At 60.0% G+C, this 16,141-nt stretch carries 16 protein-coding genes; 11 read left to right on the plus strand and 5 right to left on the minus strand.

The genetic code is table 11. The features are described 5' to 3' along the window. Nucleotides 1-109 precede the first annotated feature (109 nt). The 10 genes from xdhA to LWH94_RS11010 all read left to right on the plus strand — a co-directional run bounded on the left by xdhA (nucleotide 110) and on the right by LWH94_RS11010 (nucleotide 11,089). Nucleotides 110-1,585 (plus strand): xanthine dehydrogenase small subunit, encoded by a 1,476-nt coding sequence (gene xdhA, locus LWH94_RS10965; protein ID WP_232902243.1) that lies wholly within the window; start codon nucleotides 110-112, stop codon nucleotides 1,583-1,585. Beyond that, nucleotides 1,578-3,932 carry a xanthine dehydrogenase molybdopterin binding subunit gene (gene xdhB, locus LWH94_RS10970; RefSeq protein WP_232902244.1) on the plus strand — a complete coding sequence of 785 codons (2,355 nt, stop codon included), beginning with the start codon at nucleotides 1,578-1,580 and terminating at the stop codon, nucleotides 3,930-3,932. The genes xdhA and xdhB overlap by 8 nt, the downstream gene beginning before the upstream one ends. Beyond that, on the plus strand, nucleotides 3,929-4,792 hold the full coding sequence (xdhC, locus tag LWH94_RS10975) for a xanthine dehydrogenase accessory protein XdhC (protein WP_232902245.1): 864 nt from the start codon (nucleotides 3,929-3,931) through the stop codon (nucleotides 4,790-4,792). The genes xdhB and xdhC overlap by 4 nt, the downstream gene beginning before the upstream one ends. After that, the gene (gene uraD, locus LWH94_RS10980) at nucleotides 4,789-5,289 is read left to right on the plus strand and encodes a 2-oxo-4-hydroxy-4-carboxy-5-ureidoimidazoline decarboxylase (RefSeq protein WP_232902246.1); all 501 of its coding nucleotides are present in this window, start codon (nucleotides 4,789-4,791) and stop codon (nucleotides 5,287-5,289) included. The genes xdhC and uraD overlap by 4 nt, the downstream gene beginning before the upstream one ends. After that, nucleotides 5,286-5,621, plus strand: coding sequence for a hydroxyisourate hydrolase (uraH, locus tag LWH94_RS10985; RefSeq protein WP_232902247.1), 336 nt, complete (start codon nucleotides 5,286-5,288; stop codon nucleotides 5,619-5,621). The genes uraD and uraH overlap by 4 nt, the downstream gene beginning before the upstream one ends. A 5-nt stretch (nucleotides 5,622-5,626) precedes the next feature. Then, nucleotides 5,627-7,006 (plus strand): guanine deaminase, encoded by a 1,380-nt coding sequence (gene guaD, locus LWH94_RS10990; protein ID WP_232902248.1) that lies wholly within the window; start codon nucleotides 5,627-5,629, stop codon nucleotides 7,004-7,006. A 4-nt stretch (nucleotides 7,007-7,010) separates the two neighbouring features. Beyond that, entirely contained in the window at nucleotides 7,011-8,213 is a 1,203-nt protein-coding gene (locus LWH94_RS10995) for a urate hydroxylase PuuD (RefSeq protein ID WP_094624146.1), read from the plus strand. Between the two features lie 215 nt (nucleotides 8,214-8,428). Then, complete coding sequence (locus LWH94_RS11000) at nucleotides 8,429-9,469, plus strand: ABC transporter substrate-binding protein (protein ID WP_022989085.1); 1,041 nt, start codon at nucleotides 8,429-8,431, stop codon at nucleotides 9,467-9,469. A 55-nt stretch (nucleotides 9,470-9,524) separates the two neighbouring features. Beyond that, a complete protein-coding gene (locus LWH94_RS11005) occupies nucleotides 9,525-10,307 on the plus strand; it encodes an ABC transporter ATP-binding protein (protein ID WP_022989086.1) in 783 nt (260 codons plus the stop codon). After that, nucleotides 10,307-11,089, plus strand: a complete 783-nt coding sequence (locus tag LWH94_RS11010; protein ID WP_022989087.1) for an ABC transporter permease — start codon at nucleotides 10,307-10,309, stop codon at nucleotides 11,087-11,089. The genes LWH94_RS11005 and LWH94_RS11010 overlap by 1 nt, the downstream gene beginning before the upstream one ends. Nucleotides 11,090-11,161: 72 nt before the next feature. Here the strand turns inward: LWH94_RS11010 and LWH94_RS11015 are convergent, their stop codons facing one another. Both LWH94_RS11015 and LWH94_RS11020 read right to left on the minus strand, forming a co-directional pair. After that, the gene (locus LWH94_RS11015; RefSeq protein WP_022989088.1) at nucleotides 11,162-12,229 is read right to left on the minus strand and encodes a BMP family ABC transporter substrate-binding protein; all 1,068 of its coding nucleotides are present in this window, start codon (nucleotides 12,227-12,229) and stop codon (nucleotides 11,162-11,164) included. Between the two features lie 207 nt (nucleotides 12,230-12,436). Beyond that, a complete protein-coding gene (locus LWH94_RS11020; protein WP_232902249.1) occupies nucleotides 12,437-12,610 on the minus strand; it encodes a DUF2897 family protein in 174 nt (57 codons plus the stop codon). A gap of 123 nt (nucleotides 12,611-12,733) precedes the next feature. Here LWH94_RS11020 and LWH94_RS11025 point away from each other — a divergent pair, with 123 nt between their 5' ends. Beyond that, nucleotides 12,734-13,537 carry an RluA family pseudouridine synthase gene (locus tag LWH94_RS11025; protein WP_232902250.1) on the plus strand — a complete coding sequence of 268 codons (804 nt, stop codon included), beginning with the start codon at nucleotides 12,734-12,736 and terminating at the stop codon, nucleotides 13,535-13,537. A gap of 48 nt (nucleotides 13,538-13,585) precedes the next feature. On the opposite strand, the gene LWH94_RS11030 is transcribed toward LWH94_RS11025, so the two are convergent. Genes LWH94_RS11030 through purC form a run of 3 tightly spaced genes read right to left on the minus strand, consistent with a single transcriptional unit; the run spans nucleotide 13,586 to nucleotide 16,124 of the window. Next, nucleotides 13,586-14,593, minus strand: coding sequence for an NAD-dependent epimerase (locus LWH94_RS11030; protein WP_022989091.1), 1,008 nt, complete (start codon nucleotides 14,591-14,593; stop codon nucleotides 13,586-13,588). A gap of 50 nt (nucleotides 14,594-14,643) precedes the next feature. Beyond that, a complete protein-coding gene (locus tag LWH94_RS11035; RefSeq protein ID WP_232902251.1) occupies nucleotides 14,644-15,381 on the minus strand; it encodes a TIGR04219 family outer membrane beta-barrel protein in 738 nt (245 codons plus the stop codon). Between the two features lie 29 nt (nucleotides 15,382-15,410). Beyond that, a complete protein-coding gene (gene purC / locus LWH94_RS11040) occupies nucleotides 15,411-16,124 on the minus strand; it encodes a phosphoribosylaminoimidazolesuccinocarboxamide synthase (RefSeq protein WP_232902252.1) in 714 nt (237 codons plus the stop codon). Nucleotides 16,125-16,141: the final 17 nt, after the last annotated feature.

Genomic DNA, 16,141 nt, shown 5'->3' on the forward strand with positions numbered 1-16,141 from the left:
GTTGGTCAGCTTTTTGCAGAAGCTCTGGAAAAGAACCTGATCCGGGCGCCTGCCTTATAGGTGCAAGGCCCCGGAATCCCCTTTCCAGACAGCAGAAGCGGAGACCAAGGTGATCGAATTTGTTCTCAACGGCCGTGCCGAAAAAATTGACCAGGCCGACCCAAACCAGAGCATTCTGGAGTGGCTACGCACCAAAAAGCGGCTTACCGGTACCAAAGAAGGCTGCGGCTCCGGAGATTGCGGCGCCTGCACCGTGATTACCGGGGCGCCAGACAAGAACGGTCAAATTCGCTATGAAGCCATTAACAGTTGCATCACCCTGATTGGCAGCCTGCAGGGCAAGCACCTGCTGACCATTGAAGCCTTTCGGGAACAGCCGGCACACCCGGTTCAGCAGAGCCTGATGGACTGCCACGGGGCACAGTGCGGTTTTTGCACCCCGGGCATTGTCATGTCATTGATTGCCCTGCACAGCGAATCTGCACCGGGCGACGCCGACGACCACAAACTGATGGAGGCCCTGGCCGGAAACCTGTGTCGCTGTACCGGCTACCGGCCGATCATGGAAGCCGGCCGGCAGGCGCTGGTGCAAAGCTGGCAACCTGGCTCCGATAACCACCCTGCCCGGTATCTGGCCAGGGCCGATAAAGCGGATGGGCTCGCAACGGTTGACGACACCTCGATGACCAGTCTGGAAGCCCGGAACGGCAATCAATACTACGCCCCGGCAACCCTGCCTCAGCTCAAACGCCTGTTGCGCGCGCACCCGGATGCCCGGCTGATTGCCGGAGGTACGGACCTGGTGCTGGAGATCACCCAACAGCTGAAAACCCTGCCCAAGCTGATTAGCCTGGAGCGGGTGCGGGAACTGAATGGCTGCCAGCTGGAAGAAAACCACCTGGTGATCGGGGCCGCCACCCCCTACCGGCAGTTCCACAGCCAGCTGTCCGGGCTCTGGCCGGCCTTCGACCACCTGCTGGAACGGCTAGGCTCATTGCAGGTGCGCAACCGGGGTACCCTCGGCGGCAACATCGCCAACGCCTCCCCCATTGGCGATATGCCGCCGGCATTGATAGCGCTCGATGCCACCCTGGTACTGGAAGGCCCGGAGGGGGCCAGGGAACTCCCGGCAAAACAGTTCTTCAAGGGCTACCGGCAAACCGACCTGCAGCCCGGCGAGTTTGTCCATTCCATCCACATCCCCGTTCCCGAGCCCAACCAGCGCCTGTTCATCTATAAGGTTTCAAAACGGCTCGATGACGATATCTCCGCGGTGCTCGGAGCTTTCCGGCTGACCCTTCGGAACGGTGTGGTTCAGGATTGCCGACTCGCCTACGGCGGTATGGCCGCAACCCCTGCCCGCGCACGCCTTACAGAAGCCGCGCTGCTGGGCAAACCCTGGAATCAACGTTCTGTTGAGCAGGCTATAAAAGCGCTGAGCGACGACTTCTCCCCGTTGACCGACGTGCGGGCTTCTTCCGCTTACCGGTTACAGGTCGCGGGCAATCTGCTTTACAGGGCACTACTCGAAAACTCCGACCTGCATCACCGGGATACCCCGCTCATGGTGACCGACTATGCGTAAACTTCCGCTCAATACCCCCACCCCGGCCCACAGCGCTCTGGGCGTAGTGGGCACCGGCGTCGAACACGACAGTGCCTGGCTGCATACCAGTGGCCAGGCCCGGTATATCGATGACCTGCCAGCACCGGAAGGCCTGTTGCACGCGGCCGTGGGCCATAGCGAACAGGCCCATGCCTGGATTCTGGAGCTGGACCTGTCCCGGGTTCATGCGTCCCCTGGCGTTGTCGCCGTGATTACCGCAGCCGATGTACCCGGCCACCTGGATATCGGCCCGGTGTTCCCCGGCGATCCGGTGCTGGCCCAGGACACGGTTGAACACATTGGCCAACCCCTGTTCGCCGTTGCCGCCACCAGTCACGAGGCGGCTCGCAAAGCGGCCCGCAAAGCCATCGTGAAGTATCAGCCACTGGAAGCCGTCATCACCGTTCAGGATGCCCTGGAGCAGCAGCTGTTTGTGCGGCCGGGCCGGCGCCAGCAACGGGGCGACCCGGACCAGGCCATCGCCGGCGCCTGCCACCAGCTTAAAGGCCAGCAACACATCGGCGGTCAGGAGCACTTTTATCTGGAGGGCCAGGCCTGCCTGGTGGAGCCCACCGAAGATGGCGGCATGTTCGTCCATACCTCCAGCCAGCACCCCAGTGAGGTGCAGAAGCTGGTGGCTGAAGTGCTGGGCCTGCCCATCCATTGCGTGCAGGCCGAAGTACGCCGCATGGGGGGCGGCTTTGGTGGCAAGGAAACCCAGGCAGCACCGCTGGCCTGTGTGGCCGCACTGCTGGCCCGGGTGACGGGCTGCCCGGTCAAATACCGCTTGTCGCGCTCAGACGACATGGTGCAAACCGGCAAACGCCATGATTTCTTCAACACCTACCACATCGGTTTTGACGACTCGGGGCTGATCAAAGGCGCGGACCTCATGGTGGCCGGGCGCTGCGGTTATTCTCCGGATCTTTCAGATGCCATTGTCGACCGGGCCATGTTCCATGCCTGCAACGCCTACTACCTGGACCAGGCCCGGGTGGTTGGCCACCGGTGCAAGACCCACACGGTATCGAACACCGCGTTCCGGGGCTTTGGTGGCCCCCAGGGCATGATGATCATCGAACAGGCCATGGACGACATTGCCCGCCATCTGGGCAAAGACCCCCTGGATATCCGCAAACTCAACCTGTTCGGCCCCGGCCGCGATGTCAGCCACTATGGCCAGACCATCGAACAACAGGTGCTGCCGGAACTGATCGCACAACTGGAACGCAGCTCCGCTTACCGCCAGCGGCGCCAGGAAATCATTGCCCTGAATGCCCGCAACCCGGTGCTGAAACGCGGGCTGGCGCTGACCCCGGTGCAGTTCGGCATCTCCTTTACCGCAAAACACCTGAACCAGGCCGGTGCACTGGTGCACATCTACACCGATGGCAGCATTCAGGTAAATCACGGTGGTACCGAGATGGGCCAGGGCCTGTACATCAAGGTAGCGCAGGTGGTCGCAACCGCCTTTCAGGTGGACGTGGCGCGGGTCAAGGTTTCCGCTACCCGCACCGATAAGGTACCGAACACCTCCCCCACGGCGGCCTCTTCCGGTTCCGACCTCAATGGCATGGCTGCGCTTGATGCCTGCGAAAAGATACTGGGTGGCCTGACCGCCTTTGCTTCATCCCACTGGAATGTGCCGGAAGAACACGTGCGGTTCCATGCTAACCAGGTTCATATCGGAGACCACTGCCTGAGTTGGGAAGACTTTATCCAGACCGCCTACATGCACCGGATATCCCTGTCCTCCAGCGGCTTCTATGCCACACCGAAGATCCACTATGACCACGACGCCGGTCAGGGCCGGCCGTTTCTGTACTACACCAACAGTGCCGCCTGCTCCGAGGTCGTAGTCGACACCTTGACTGGTGAATACCGGGTGCTGCGTACCGACATTCTGCACGATGCCGGGCGCTCCCTGAACCCGGCCATCGACATGGGTCAGATTGAAGGCGGCTTCATTCAGGGCATGGGCTGGCTCACCACGGAAGAGCTGGTGTACAGCGCCGAAGGCCGGTTACTGACCACCGGCCCAGCCACCTACAAAATTCCCGCCGTTTCCGATTGCCCGCCAGACCTGCGGGTAGCGCTGCTGAAAGACAGCCCCAACCACGAAGCCACGGTATTCCACTCCAAAGCCGTGGGCGAACCCCCGTTCATGCTTGGCATTTCAGTGTGGAGCGCGCTTCGCGACGCGGTATCCAGCCTCAGCGACTACCGCTTCAGCCCGCCACTGGACACGCCGGCCACACCGGAACGTGTACTGAATGCCGTTACCGAAACCCGGCGCTGGGTAAACCAACAGGAGAACGGACAATGATGGCAACGCCCCTTAACTGGCACCAGGCGGTCGCCCTCTGTGAGCAGCGTGGTGAGCCCTATGCCCTGGTGACCGTGCTGGGGGTGACCGGCTCGGTACCGCGGGAGCCCGCCACCAAAATGGTGATCACCGGAGAACACTGTTACGACACCATTGGCGGCGGCCATCTGGAGCACCGCATCTGCCAGCAGGCCCGGGAGCGTCTGGCCAAGGGGCTTTACCAGAGCGAACTGGCGCATTTTCCCCTGGGCGCAAGCCTTGGCCAGTGCTGCGGCGGCAGTGTGTCGGTGCTTCTGGAAACCCATCCGGGCAGCCAGCAACAACTGGTTATCTTTGGCGCCGGCCACGTGGCCAGGGCCCTGGTGACCATCCTGGCGGAACTGCCCTGGCGCGTTACCTGGGTTGACCCGCGACCAGAACAGTTTCCAGCCGGACCACCGGCCAATGTCCGGATTCACCACACCGATGACCCCGCCGGCGATGCGCCTGAACTGTGCAACCAGCAACAGGTGTTGATTGTCACCCACAATCACCACCTGGATTTCGAGCTTTGCCGGGCTCTGCTCACGGCCGGTACCCCCGCCGGTATCGGCCTGATCGGCTCTGCCACCAAGGCCGAACGTTTTCGTCAGCGCCTGGCCCATCGCGGCTTTTCGGATACCGACATTGCCCGCATCCGCTGTCCTGTGGGGCGGTCCGACGTGCCGGGCAAACGCCCTATGGAAGTAGCAGTTTCCATCATGGCTGAACTGCTCACCCTGACAGCACAGCCCGATAACCCTGCGTCCAAACGGGGCATTTCCTGGCAACAACTCAAAGGCCTGCTGCCCGAAAAAGAAACCGGAGACCTCCCTTCATGAACCTTGGCGATTTCAATCAACTGCCAGCAGCCGAGGCGGAACCACTGCTGCGGAACTGCTGCGCAGCAGAGACCTGGGTGCAAGGCATGCTTAACGCCCGCCCTTTCATGGATCGCGGCAGCCTCTACGCCGCGTGCCGGCAACTCTGGCCGATATTGACGGAAGCCGACTGGCTGCAAGCGTTCGAGGCCCATCCCAGAATCGGCAATCTTGACAGCCTTCGGAAAAAATACGCCAGCACCCGAAACCTGGCCGGCGACGAGCAGGCCGGCACCCGGCAGGCGGATGAAGACACCCTGCAAAGACTGAGCACCGGCAACCAGGCTTACCTGGACAAGTTCGGGTTCATTTTCATTGTCTGTGCCACCGGCAAAAGCGCCCCGGACATGCTGGAACTGCTGGAACAGCGCCTGTGCAACACCCGGGGCGAGGAGCTGCAGAACGCGGCACAGGAGCAGGCAAAAATAACCGAATTACGACTGGAGAAACTGTTATGAGCCCGATCACCACCCACGTCCTCGATATCGGTAGCGGCAAACCGGCCGCAGGTGTTCGGGTTGTGCTGGAACGGATCACCGAAGGCGGCCCCGAACTCATGGCCGAAGGCGCTACCGACCAGGACGGCCGGATAACATCCTGGCTGTCTGGTCCGGTTGACTCCGGTCATTACCGGCTGCGCTTTGCCACCGGCGACTGGTACCAAAAGCGCAAGCTGGACTGCTTCTACCCGGAAGTGACCATCGACTTCACCGTTGCCGACACCGATAGCCACTACCACGTGCCCCTGCTGTTGAACCAGTGGGGCTATTCCACTTACCGGGGGAGCTGATAGACGTGGACCCATTACTTGCGTTTCCGGCGGGATGCCAGGCTTACCGGGGCAACATCCTCCATTTTCTCAACGACCCGGGCAACGCCCCCGAGCCCGAACCTGACAGTTACGAGTACTACCCGGACGGCCTGCTGGTCGTTCACCAGGGCCGGGTACTGGCCACGGGGCCGGCCCCCGAACTCATATCACGCCTGCCCGGCGGAACCGATATCCGGCACTGGCCCGAGGGCCTGATTATGCCGGGCTTTATCGACACCCATGTGCATATGCCGCAACTGGCGGTGATGGCCAGTTATGGCACCCAGCTTCTGGACTGGCTGGAGACCTATACCTTCCCCCATGAAGCCCGGTTCTGCCAGGCCGACTGGGCCCGGGCCGAAGCCAGCCAGTTTCTGGATTTGCTGTTGTGCCATGGCACCACCTCTGCCCTGGTGTTCTGCACCTCGCACCCGGCCTCGGTTGATGCGGTGTTTGAGGGCGCACAAAGCCGGGGCATGGCCCTGACTGCCGGCAAGGTCATGATGGACCGGAACGCGCCGGCGAACCTGACCGACACAGCCCGGGAAAGTTATCGGGACAGCTGCGAACTGGCCAAACGCTGGCACAACCGCGGTCGCCTTCGCTACGCCATCACCCCCAGATTTGCCATTACCTCAAGCCCGGCACAACTGCAGCTGGCTGGTGAACTGGCACAGGCATTCCCGGACGCCCTGATCCAGACCCACTGGGCTGAGAATACCGGTGAAATCGAGCTCACCCGGCAACTGTTCCCGGAGCGCCACAGCTACCTGGATGTGTACGACCACTATGGTTTGCTGGGCCGGAATACGGTGCTTGCCCACGGCATCCACATTGGCGACCAGGACCGCCACCGGCTGGCGCAAACCGGCGCGTCTATCGCTTTCTGCCCCACCTCTAACACCTTTCTGGGCAGCGGCCTGTTCGATCTGGGCGCCGCCCGCGCTGCCGGTGTCCAGGTCGGGCTGGCGTCAGACGTCGGCGGCGGCACCAGCCTGTCCATGCTGGCCACCATGGCAGAGGCCTACAAGGTGTGCCGGCTCAGGGGCCAGACACTGACACCCTGGCTGGCCTTCTATCTGGCCACATTGGGCAATGCCAGGGTTCTGCAGCAGGAAGACCAGACCGGTAATTTCCGCCCCGGTAACCAGGCCGATTTTGTGGTTCTGGACCCGCTTGGCGCACCCATCACGGCGATGAAACACCGTGCCGGCCAAAGTCTGCAGGAATTGCTCTTTGACCTGATGATTCTGGGCGATGACCGGGCCATTGCCGCAACTGCCGTCGCCGGCCAGCTTCTCTGGCAGCGCCCTGACGCAGACGAACAACCTGCCCCCCTTTCTTTGACGGCAACAGGAGCCTGACCCTATGGAGGCGTATCTCACCGAATGGCTTGGGCTGATTATTCGCTGGTTTCATGTGATTGCCGGCGTCGCCTGGATTGGCGCATCTTTCTATTTTATCTGGCTGGACAACCACCTTCGGGAGCCGCCGGAATGGAAGCAAGCTAAGGGCATCAAGGGTGACCTTTGGGCCATACACGGTGGTGGCTTTTATGAAGTGGCCAAATACCATCTGGGCCCGGAGCAGATGCCCAGGGAACTGCACTGGTTCAAGTGGGAAGCCTACAGCACCTGGCTCAGCGGCATGGCCCTGCTGCTGTTGGTTTACTATCTGGGCACACCCGGCTACCTGCTGGACCCGGCCAAAGCCGATCTCGGTGCCGGCACCGGCGCCGCCATCGGGCTGGCCAGTATTGCCGCGATGCTTGGCATTTATGAGCTGATGATCCGCAGCCGGCTGGCCGGCAATGGCAAGCTGTTCGGTGCCCTGCTCTACGCACTCCTGGTGTTTGCTGCCTGGGGCCTGTTTCAGCTCTTCAGTGGCCGGGGCGCGTTCATTCATATCGGAGCGATGATCGGCACCCTGATGGTGGCCAATGTGTTTCTGGGGATCATGCCCTCACAGCGCGCCCTGGTGAGCGCGGTTCGCGAGGGCAAAACACCGGGGCCGGAGGTTGCCCGGCTGGCAGGCCTCGCCAAGCTGCGTTCCACCCACAACAATTACCTGACCCTGCCGGTGCTGTTCATCATGATCAGCAACCACTACCCCATGTTGTATGGCCACCCCGAAGGCTGGGCCATTCTGGCGGCCATCGGTTTTATCACCGCCTTTGCCCGGCACTATTTCAACCTGAAACACCGGGGCATCCATAAGCCCGGAATACTGGTGTTTTCGGCCTTCCTGACCCTGGCTCTGGTATGGGTTCTCGCCCCTGACAACCGAAATTCTGACGCCGCTGTTGAACGTGTTGTGGCTACCGATACCGAGGTTTCCGGTCTGCTCCGCCAGCACTGTACCGCCTGCCATGCCCGAGAGCCGGCGCATCCGGCCTTTCAGGCACCGCCTGCCGGCATCGTACTGGAACAGCTGGCTGACCTGCTGGCCCATTCCGCCCGGGTGCAGCAGGCAGCCGTCCGCACCCATTACATGCCCCTGGGCAATACCAGCGGCATGACCGAGCAGGAGCGTACCGCACTGGGGGGCTGGCTGGATAACGCTGGCCAATAACGCCCTGGCGGCACCGGTTTGGTCCACAGGGCCAGGCCGGAGCGCCATTTCAGGGCACTCTCTTAACACCCGGTGGAGCCCGGAAGCCAACAAAATAGACCATGTGGTCAGGTTTTACGGCACTCGGGCCGGTGTTCCGGGACTCTGGTACGGCAATTGCACTTTCCCTGTGAGTACGCAAAACCTCTATTCCAAACACAGCGAGGAACACCTCCATGAAAGCAAAACAGCAAAAGCCCGGCCTGCTCAGGGGGCTGTCAAAAGCCGTCACTCTGGCAGGCGCCTTGGCCGCGAGCACCTTCGCCCAGGCTGATACCGACATTCGGTTTACCCTGGACTGGCGTTTCGAAGGGCCCTCTGCGCCTTTCCTGATGGCACTCGAAAAAGGCTACTTCAAGAGTGAGGGGCTCAACGTCACCATTGATGCCGGTAACGGCTCGGCAGGCGCGGTTACCCGCGTAGCCACCAATGCCTACGACATGGGCTTTGCCGACTTCAGCGCGCTGACAGAAACCACCTCAAAGAACCCGGAAACCGGCGTAACCGCTGTTTATATGGTCTACAACACCATGCCTGCGGCGGTGTTTGCCCTGAAAGACTCCGGCATTGAAAAGCCCGAAGACCTGGCAGGCAAAACTCTGGGCGCCCCCGTTTTCGATGGTGGCCGCAAAGCCTGGCCGTCGTTTGCGCGGCATAACAACCTGGCGGTGGACTCGGTTGAGTGGCAATCGGCCGATCCTGCCATCCGGGAAACCCTGCTCGCCCGGGGTGAGGTAGACGCCATTACCGGTTTCTACTTCACCAGTCTGCTGAACCTCGAAGCCCGCGGCGTGTCCCCGGACAACATCGTGGCGCTGAAATACCCGGATTACGGGGTGGAGTTCTACGGCAATACCATCATTGCCCAGGATGCCTTGCTCGAACAGAACCCGGAGGCGGTCAAAGGTTTTCTGAGAGCCTTCAACAAAGCGCTGAAAGAAACCATCGCAGATCCTGAAACCGCGATTACCTATGTAAAAAAACGGGATGGCCTGATCAAACAGGACCTGGAGCTGCGCCGCCTTAAACTGGCCATGGACAACCACGTGATCACCGAAGAAACCCGCGCCGAAGGTCTGGGCGCCATCACCGAAGCGCGCATGGAGCGGGCCATGGCGGACATGGTGGCCTCCTATAACCTGGAACCGTCAGACCAACTCACGCAGTTATTCGACAGCAGCTACCTGCCATCACAGGCAGAGCGCTCGATCGATTGACGCACCTGTGCCCGGGTACCGCGCACCCGGGCTCCCTGGCCTACCGGAGTACCAGATGGACCTTGTCGAGTTTGAGAATGTAAGCATGCGTTATGGAGAGGATGGCCCGCTGGCGATCGAAAACATCTCCCTGAGCGTGAAAGAAAATGAGTTTGTGGCGGTGGTGGGCCCATCGGGCTGTGGCAAGTCCACCCTGATGAAGCTGGTCACCGGGCTTGCGCCACCGAGCGATGGCTATGTCTATCTGGGGGGCAAGCAAGTGGCGGGCCCGCAGAAGGGTGTTGGCATGGCGTTCCAGGCCTCCAACCTGCTGCCGTGGCGCACGACCCTTGAAAACGTGCTGCTGCCACTTGAGATAGTGGCGGAGTACCGCCACAAGTTCCGCCGGGAAAAAACACAGTTCGAAGAACTGGGGCGCGCCCTGCTCAAGCGGGTTGGCCTTGCCGGCTGTGAACACAAATATCCCTGGGAGCTGTCCGGCGGCATGCAGCAGCGGGCGTCAATCTGCCGCGCACTGATCCACCGCCCCTCCCTGCTGATGCTGGACGAACCGTTTGGCGCACTGGATGCCTTCACCCGTGAGGAACTCTGGTGCATGGTCCGGGATTTATGGCAGGAAGAGCCCTTTACCGTGGTTCTGGTAACCCACGACCTTCGCGAAGCGGTTTTTCTGGCCGATACCGTATACGTCATGAGCAAGGGCCCGGGCCGGATACTGGTTCGCAAGCCGGTAAACCTGCCCCGGCCCAGAGAGCTTTCCGTCACCTACACCGATCCCTTTGCCGACCTGGTGTTCGAATTACGTGACCACATTGGCCGAATCCGGGAGGGATCCTGATGACCCTGGCTCAGCGCAAACGCCTGTTGATGAAAGCCTCGCCCTGGCTATTGCTCCTGTTTCTGGGGCTGTTCTGGGAGCTGCTTTGCTTTGCTTTCCAGATTCCTGACTACCTGTTTCCCGCCCCCACCGATATCTGGCGCTCCTGGCTGGAATACCGGCCACAAATCATTGAGCATGCCACCCAGACACTGTTCACCACCGTTGTCGGATTCGCCCTTGCCGTGGTATTCGGGCTGGTTCTGGGCATGCTGGTGGGTTCCTCACCGGTAATCTACAAGGCCGTCTATCCGTTGATGGTGGGCTTCAACAGCATCCCGAAAGTGGCTTTCGTGCCAGTGCTGGTAGTCTGGTTTGGCATTGGCACAGTGCCCGCCATACTCACCGCATTTCTGATCTCGTTCTTCCCGGTGGTGGTGAATATGGCCACCGGCCTGGCGACGCTGGAGCCAGAGCTGCAGGATGTTATGCGTTCGCTCGGCGCCAGCCGCATCGATATCCTGAAGAAAGTCGCCCTGCCCCGCTCCATGCCATACTTCTTCGCTTCACTCAAGGTTGCTATCACTCTGGCCTTTGTCGGTTCGGTCATCTCTGAAACCGTAGCGTCCAACGTTGGCATCGGGTACCTGATGCTGTCGGCAAGCTCGACGATGGATATGGGGCTGGTGTTTGCAGGCCTGGTGGTGATCGGCGTCATGGGCGTGGTGATGTACGAACTCTTCGCACTGGTCGAGCGACGGATGACCGGCTGGGCCACGCGCGGTTCCGACCCCGCTTTCTGAAACACACCCGCTAGTCAGCCAAAAAAGAGCCCCATTGATCGGGGCTCTTTTGTCAGTGTCTGATCAGAATCGTTACTGCGGCAGTGTTGCCCCGACGCCTTCCACGAACCAGTTCATACCCGCCAGTTCCTGCTCGGTCATGGTCACCCCGTCTGCCACTTTCAGCTCGCCGGCCTGGTCTTTCAAAGGACCGGTAAACGGATGCAACTCACCGGCGCCAATAGCCTCAATCACCTGGTTCACGGCCGCCGACTGCTCCTCGCTCAGGCGGTCGCTCAGGCCGATAATCTGGATCATATCCTCGTCAATGCCACCCCAGTGATCCTCTGGCACCCAGCTGTCATCCATGACCTTCTGAACCTGCTCAACGTAATAAGGCCCCCAGTTATTGGCGACGGATAACAGGTGGGCCTCCTTGCCAAACTCCCGCATATCAGATGCCTGCCCGACACCCCAGTTACCCCGGCGCAAGGCGGACATCAGAGGCGCAGGGCTGTCGGTGTGCTGAATCACCACATCGGCCCCCTGATCCATCATGGCGTTGGCAGCATCGGCCTCTTTGGCCGGATCAAACCAGGTGTTGGCCCACACCACCTTGATCTCGATATCGGGGTTCACCGACTTAGCCCCCAGATACACCGCGTTGATATCGCGAATGACTTCCGGAATCGGGAACGAGGCAATGTAACCCAGCACATTCGACTCGGTCACCAACCCGGCCGCCACTCCCGTTACATAACGCCCCTCGTAGGTCTTGGACAGATAGGTACCCACGTTATCCGCCTGCTTATAGCCGGTGGCATGCATGAAGGTGATATCAGGGAACTGTTCGGCAACCCGGATGGTGGGGTTCATAAAACCGAACGACGTGGTGAAGATAACGTCGTTGCCGGCCTGGGCCAGCATGCGGATGGTGCGCTCGGCGTCGGCACCTTCGGCCACGTTTTCCACATAGGTGGTTTGAACCTGGTCACCGAAGTGCGCCTCAACGGCTTTGCGGCCCAGATCGTGCTGGTAACTCCAGCCGTGATCCCCGATGGGGCCAACATAGACAAATCCGATTTTCATCGGGTCTTCTGCCATTACGGAAGAAGATAAAGTCAGGGCAATGGCCGCTGCCAGACTGCGTTTCATGCTCATGCATCGTTCTCCTGAACCATTCTGAAGTTGTGTTGCACCGCCCTAAGCGGGTAACAACATCAGATGGAGCAAAAAGCTGGCCAATTGTTCAGGTTTTTCAATGCATTGTTTTTAATGAATTTTCCATTGTCGCTTTGCCAGAATTTAAAAGGCCTGCACTACACCGGTGCGCAACGCCACACCGACAGGCAAGCCCCGGGGCAATAATCACCAGCGATCCCGTTCCTCCTCGTCTGCCTTCTCCTGCTCCGCCTTACGCTCCCGAATTTTTTCCAGCTTTTCCCTGGGAATTTTCATATTGGCGCTATCCCGCAAAAACAGCAGGCTGCCGACAACCAATGCGAATGCAGCGAAAAGAAATAGCCAGCCAATGAGCGGCATAATACGGTCTCCTTGAATATCGGCCTTTACGAACAGTAGCACAGCCGGTAAAGGCGCGCTCCCGTAGCCGTTTCCGCTATAATGCCCGGCCTGCTTACCTGAAACCGGAGTACTCCAGCCACCATGCGCCAGACCATCGACCTGACTGTTGAAAGCTCCCGGCTTGCGGTAGATGCGCTGGCGGAAGCCTCTGGCCTGCCCAAGCAGCGCATCAAGGATGCCATGGCCAAGGGCGCCTGCTGGTGGACACAGAAAGGCAAGCAGGTGCGGTTGCGGAAGGCCAAGCGGGAGCTGAAGCCGGGCACTCGCATCCAGTTGTTCTATGATGACCAGGTTCTGGCGCGCCAACCGGAAGAACCCGAATTGCTGGAGAACAAAGGCCGTTACACTGTCTGGTTCAAGCCGCACGGGTTGCTGTCCCAGGGTTCGCAGTGGGGCGACCACTGCAGCTTGCTGCGTCTGGCTGAAACCGAACTGAACAAACCCTGTTTTCTGGTGCACCGGCTGGACGGGGATGCCGCGGGCATCATATTGATCGCCCACGATGGTAAAGCCGCGGCAGCGCTGTCCCAACTTTTCTCCGGGCGAACCATGACCAAGATCTACCGGGCCCGGGTAACCGGCAACCTGGTTGCCGACGACCTGCGGATCGACACGCCCCTGGACGGCAAAGCCTCGGTCAGTCGCGTGACTACCCTCACCTATGACGAAGATTCCGATACCACCGCGTTGGAAATCCGCATCGAAACTGGCCGAAAACACCAGATACGGCGACACCTGTCCGGTATTGGTCACCCGATTGTCGGAGACAAACTTTACGGAACAGCAGATTCTGCCGGGCTGCAACTGACCGCAGTTGAACTGGCCTTCCACTGCCCGGTCACCGGCAGACCGGTATCTTTTGCGCTAACCAACCAGGTCTCGTAAACAAAGAAGGCCAGCAACGATGCTGGCCTTCTTTCTGTGCAGTGGCGATCAGACCTTGTAGAAATCCCGGTACCAGTCCACGAAGTTGGCTATGCCCTCTTCCACGGTAGTCGACGGCTTGTAGTCCACATCGTTGATCAGGTCGTCCACATTGGCGTAGGTCGCCGGCACGTCACCGGGCTGCATGGGCAACAGGTTCTTCTCGGCCTTTTTGCCGACCCGCTCTTCGATGATCTCGATAAACCGGGACAGCTCCACCGGGTTATTGCTGCCGATGTTGTAGATGCGGTACGGCCCCTTGCTGGTGCCCGGGTCCGGCTGGGCACCGCTCCAGTCTTCGTTGGGCTGGGCGACGTTGTCCAGCGTACGGATGACACCCTCTACGATATCATCGATGTAGGTGAAATCCCGCTTGTGATGGCCGTGGTTGAACACGTCAATCGGCTCGCCTGCCAGGATCTTCTTGGTGAAGATAAACAGCGCCATATCCGGCCGGCCCCAGGGACCGTATACGGTAAAGAACCGCAGGCCGGTGGTGGGCAGGTTGTACAGGTGGCTGTAGGTGTGGGCCATCAGCTCATTGGCCTTCTTGGAGGCCGCGTACAGGCTCAGGGGGTGGTCTACGTTGTCATGCACGGAGAACGGCATGGTCTCGTTAGCGCCGTATACCGAGCTGCTGGAGGCGTACACCAGGTGCTTCACGTCGTTATGGCGACAGCCTTCCAGGATATTCATAAAGCCAACCAGGTTGGCGTCTATGTAGGCGTGGGGGTTTTCCAGGGAGTAACGTACGCCGGCCTGGGCGGCCAGGTGCACCACCCGCTCGGGTTTGTGTTCCCGGAACAGGGCTTCCATGGCGGCCCGGTCCGCTACGTCCTGGCGCACTTCGGTGAACCCCGCCTTGCCGGTTAGCCGGGCCAGGCGAGCCTCTTTCAGGTTCACATCGTAATAGTCGTTTACGTTGTCCACGCCGATGACTTCATCACCGCGATCCAGCAGTCGATGGGCCAGGTGTGAGCCGATAAAACCGGCGGTTCCCGTAACGAGGATTTTCAAGATCTGTTCTCCATGAAAAATGGCGCCCGGAGGCGCCTTTTAATACTTGCTCAGAAGGTGAAGCCGACGCTGGCGAAGGGGCCGGAGAGCTCCACATCCAGGTTGTCGTCGTCATCTTCGTAATCGATCGCCATTTCACGGTAGCCTGCACGCAGCTGCAGCATGGCAATCTCGAACTGGCCATACACGTTCACATCGTGCAGGGAGTCGCCGCTGTAGCTTACAAAGTTACCGTCAGCGCCCACAGATACACCGGTGAACGGCAGGTCGAAGCGGGCGGCCAGGTAGCCCATGGGTACCACGGCATCGACGGTGGTTTTACTGACGTTGGCGGTGTTGGTCTGGTCCCGAACGATCAGCTCGCCATCAAACTTGCGAGCGGTCAGGCCGAGATCCAGGTTTACCCAGTTATCCAGCACTTCGTAGTAGAAGGTGGCGTCCAGCTGATCCAGGTCCAGTTCTGACTTAACGTCTGCACCCGGGAGGATGCCATCGAACGCTTCCAGGCCAATCTTACCGCTACCACTCTGGGAAATGCTGGTGTAGTTCACCCGCACGTTCGGCAGCAGCAGCACCGGATGCTCGAAGTAAGCCGTGAAGTTGGCGTTGCTGTCGCTGTCCATATTGAGATCGTTCTCGATATCAACGGCAGAGCCTTTGTTCACCACCTCACCGGAGAAATCGGAATCCCAGTAGCTTACGTTTGCGCCCACGCCCAGAATGTCGGCATTGGCCAACGGGGCCGCCAGTACCAGCGAACCACCTACAGCAATCATCAACTTACGCATACATCACCTTTCTGCTTTTTGTGCTTTATTCAGTCAAAGTTGATGCCAAGACGGCGACCAACTTCCTCATAGGTTTCGATGACATCACCAAGCCCTTGACGGAAACGGTCCTTGTCCATCTTCTTGCGGGTTTCCTTGTCCCAGATGCGGCAGCCGTCGGGGCTGAATTCGTCGCCCAGAACGATCTGGCCGCCGCTGCGGCCGAATTCCAGCTTGTAGTCCACCAGCAGCATGCCGGCGTCATCAAACAGGGCCTTCAGTACGTCGTTCACCTTGTAGGTGAGCTCCTTCATCCTGGCCAGTTCCTGCTCGCCGGCCCAACCAAAGCTGACCGCTAGGGATTCGTTCACCATCGGATCGTGCAGGGCATCATTCTTCAGGAACAGTTCAAACGTGGGCGGATTCAGCTCCTGGCCTTCGTCTACACCCAGGCGACGGCACAGGCTGCCGGCGGAAATATTGCGAACCACACACTCCACCGGAATCATGTCCAGCTTCTTGACCAGTGATTCGGTATCCGACAGCAGGCCCTCGAAGTGAGTCGGTACACCGGCTGCTTCCAGCTTTTCCATGATGAAGGCGTTGAACTTGTTGTTCACCATGCCTTTGCGGTTCAGCTGTTCTTTCTTCTCGCCGTCAAAGGCCGAGGTGTCATCCCGGAATACCAGAACAAAACGCTCGGGGTCGTCAGTGCGATATACGGATTTTGCCTTGCCGGCGTAGAGTTCTTCGCGCTTTTCCATTGGGGTCTCCAAACGCG

Source organism: Marinobacter sp. G11 (genome assembly GCF_021282325.1).
GTDB lineage: Bacteria > Pseudomonadota > Gammaproteobacteria > Pseudomonadales > Oleiphilaceae > Marinobacter > Marinobacter vinifirmus.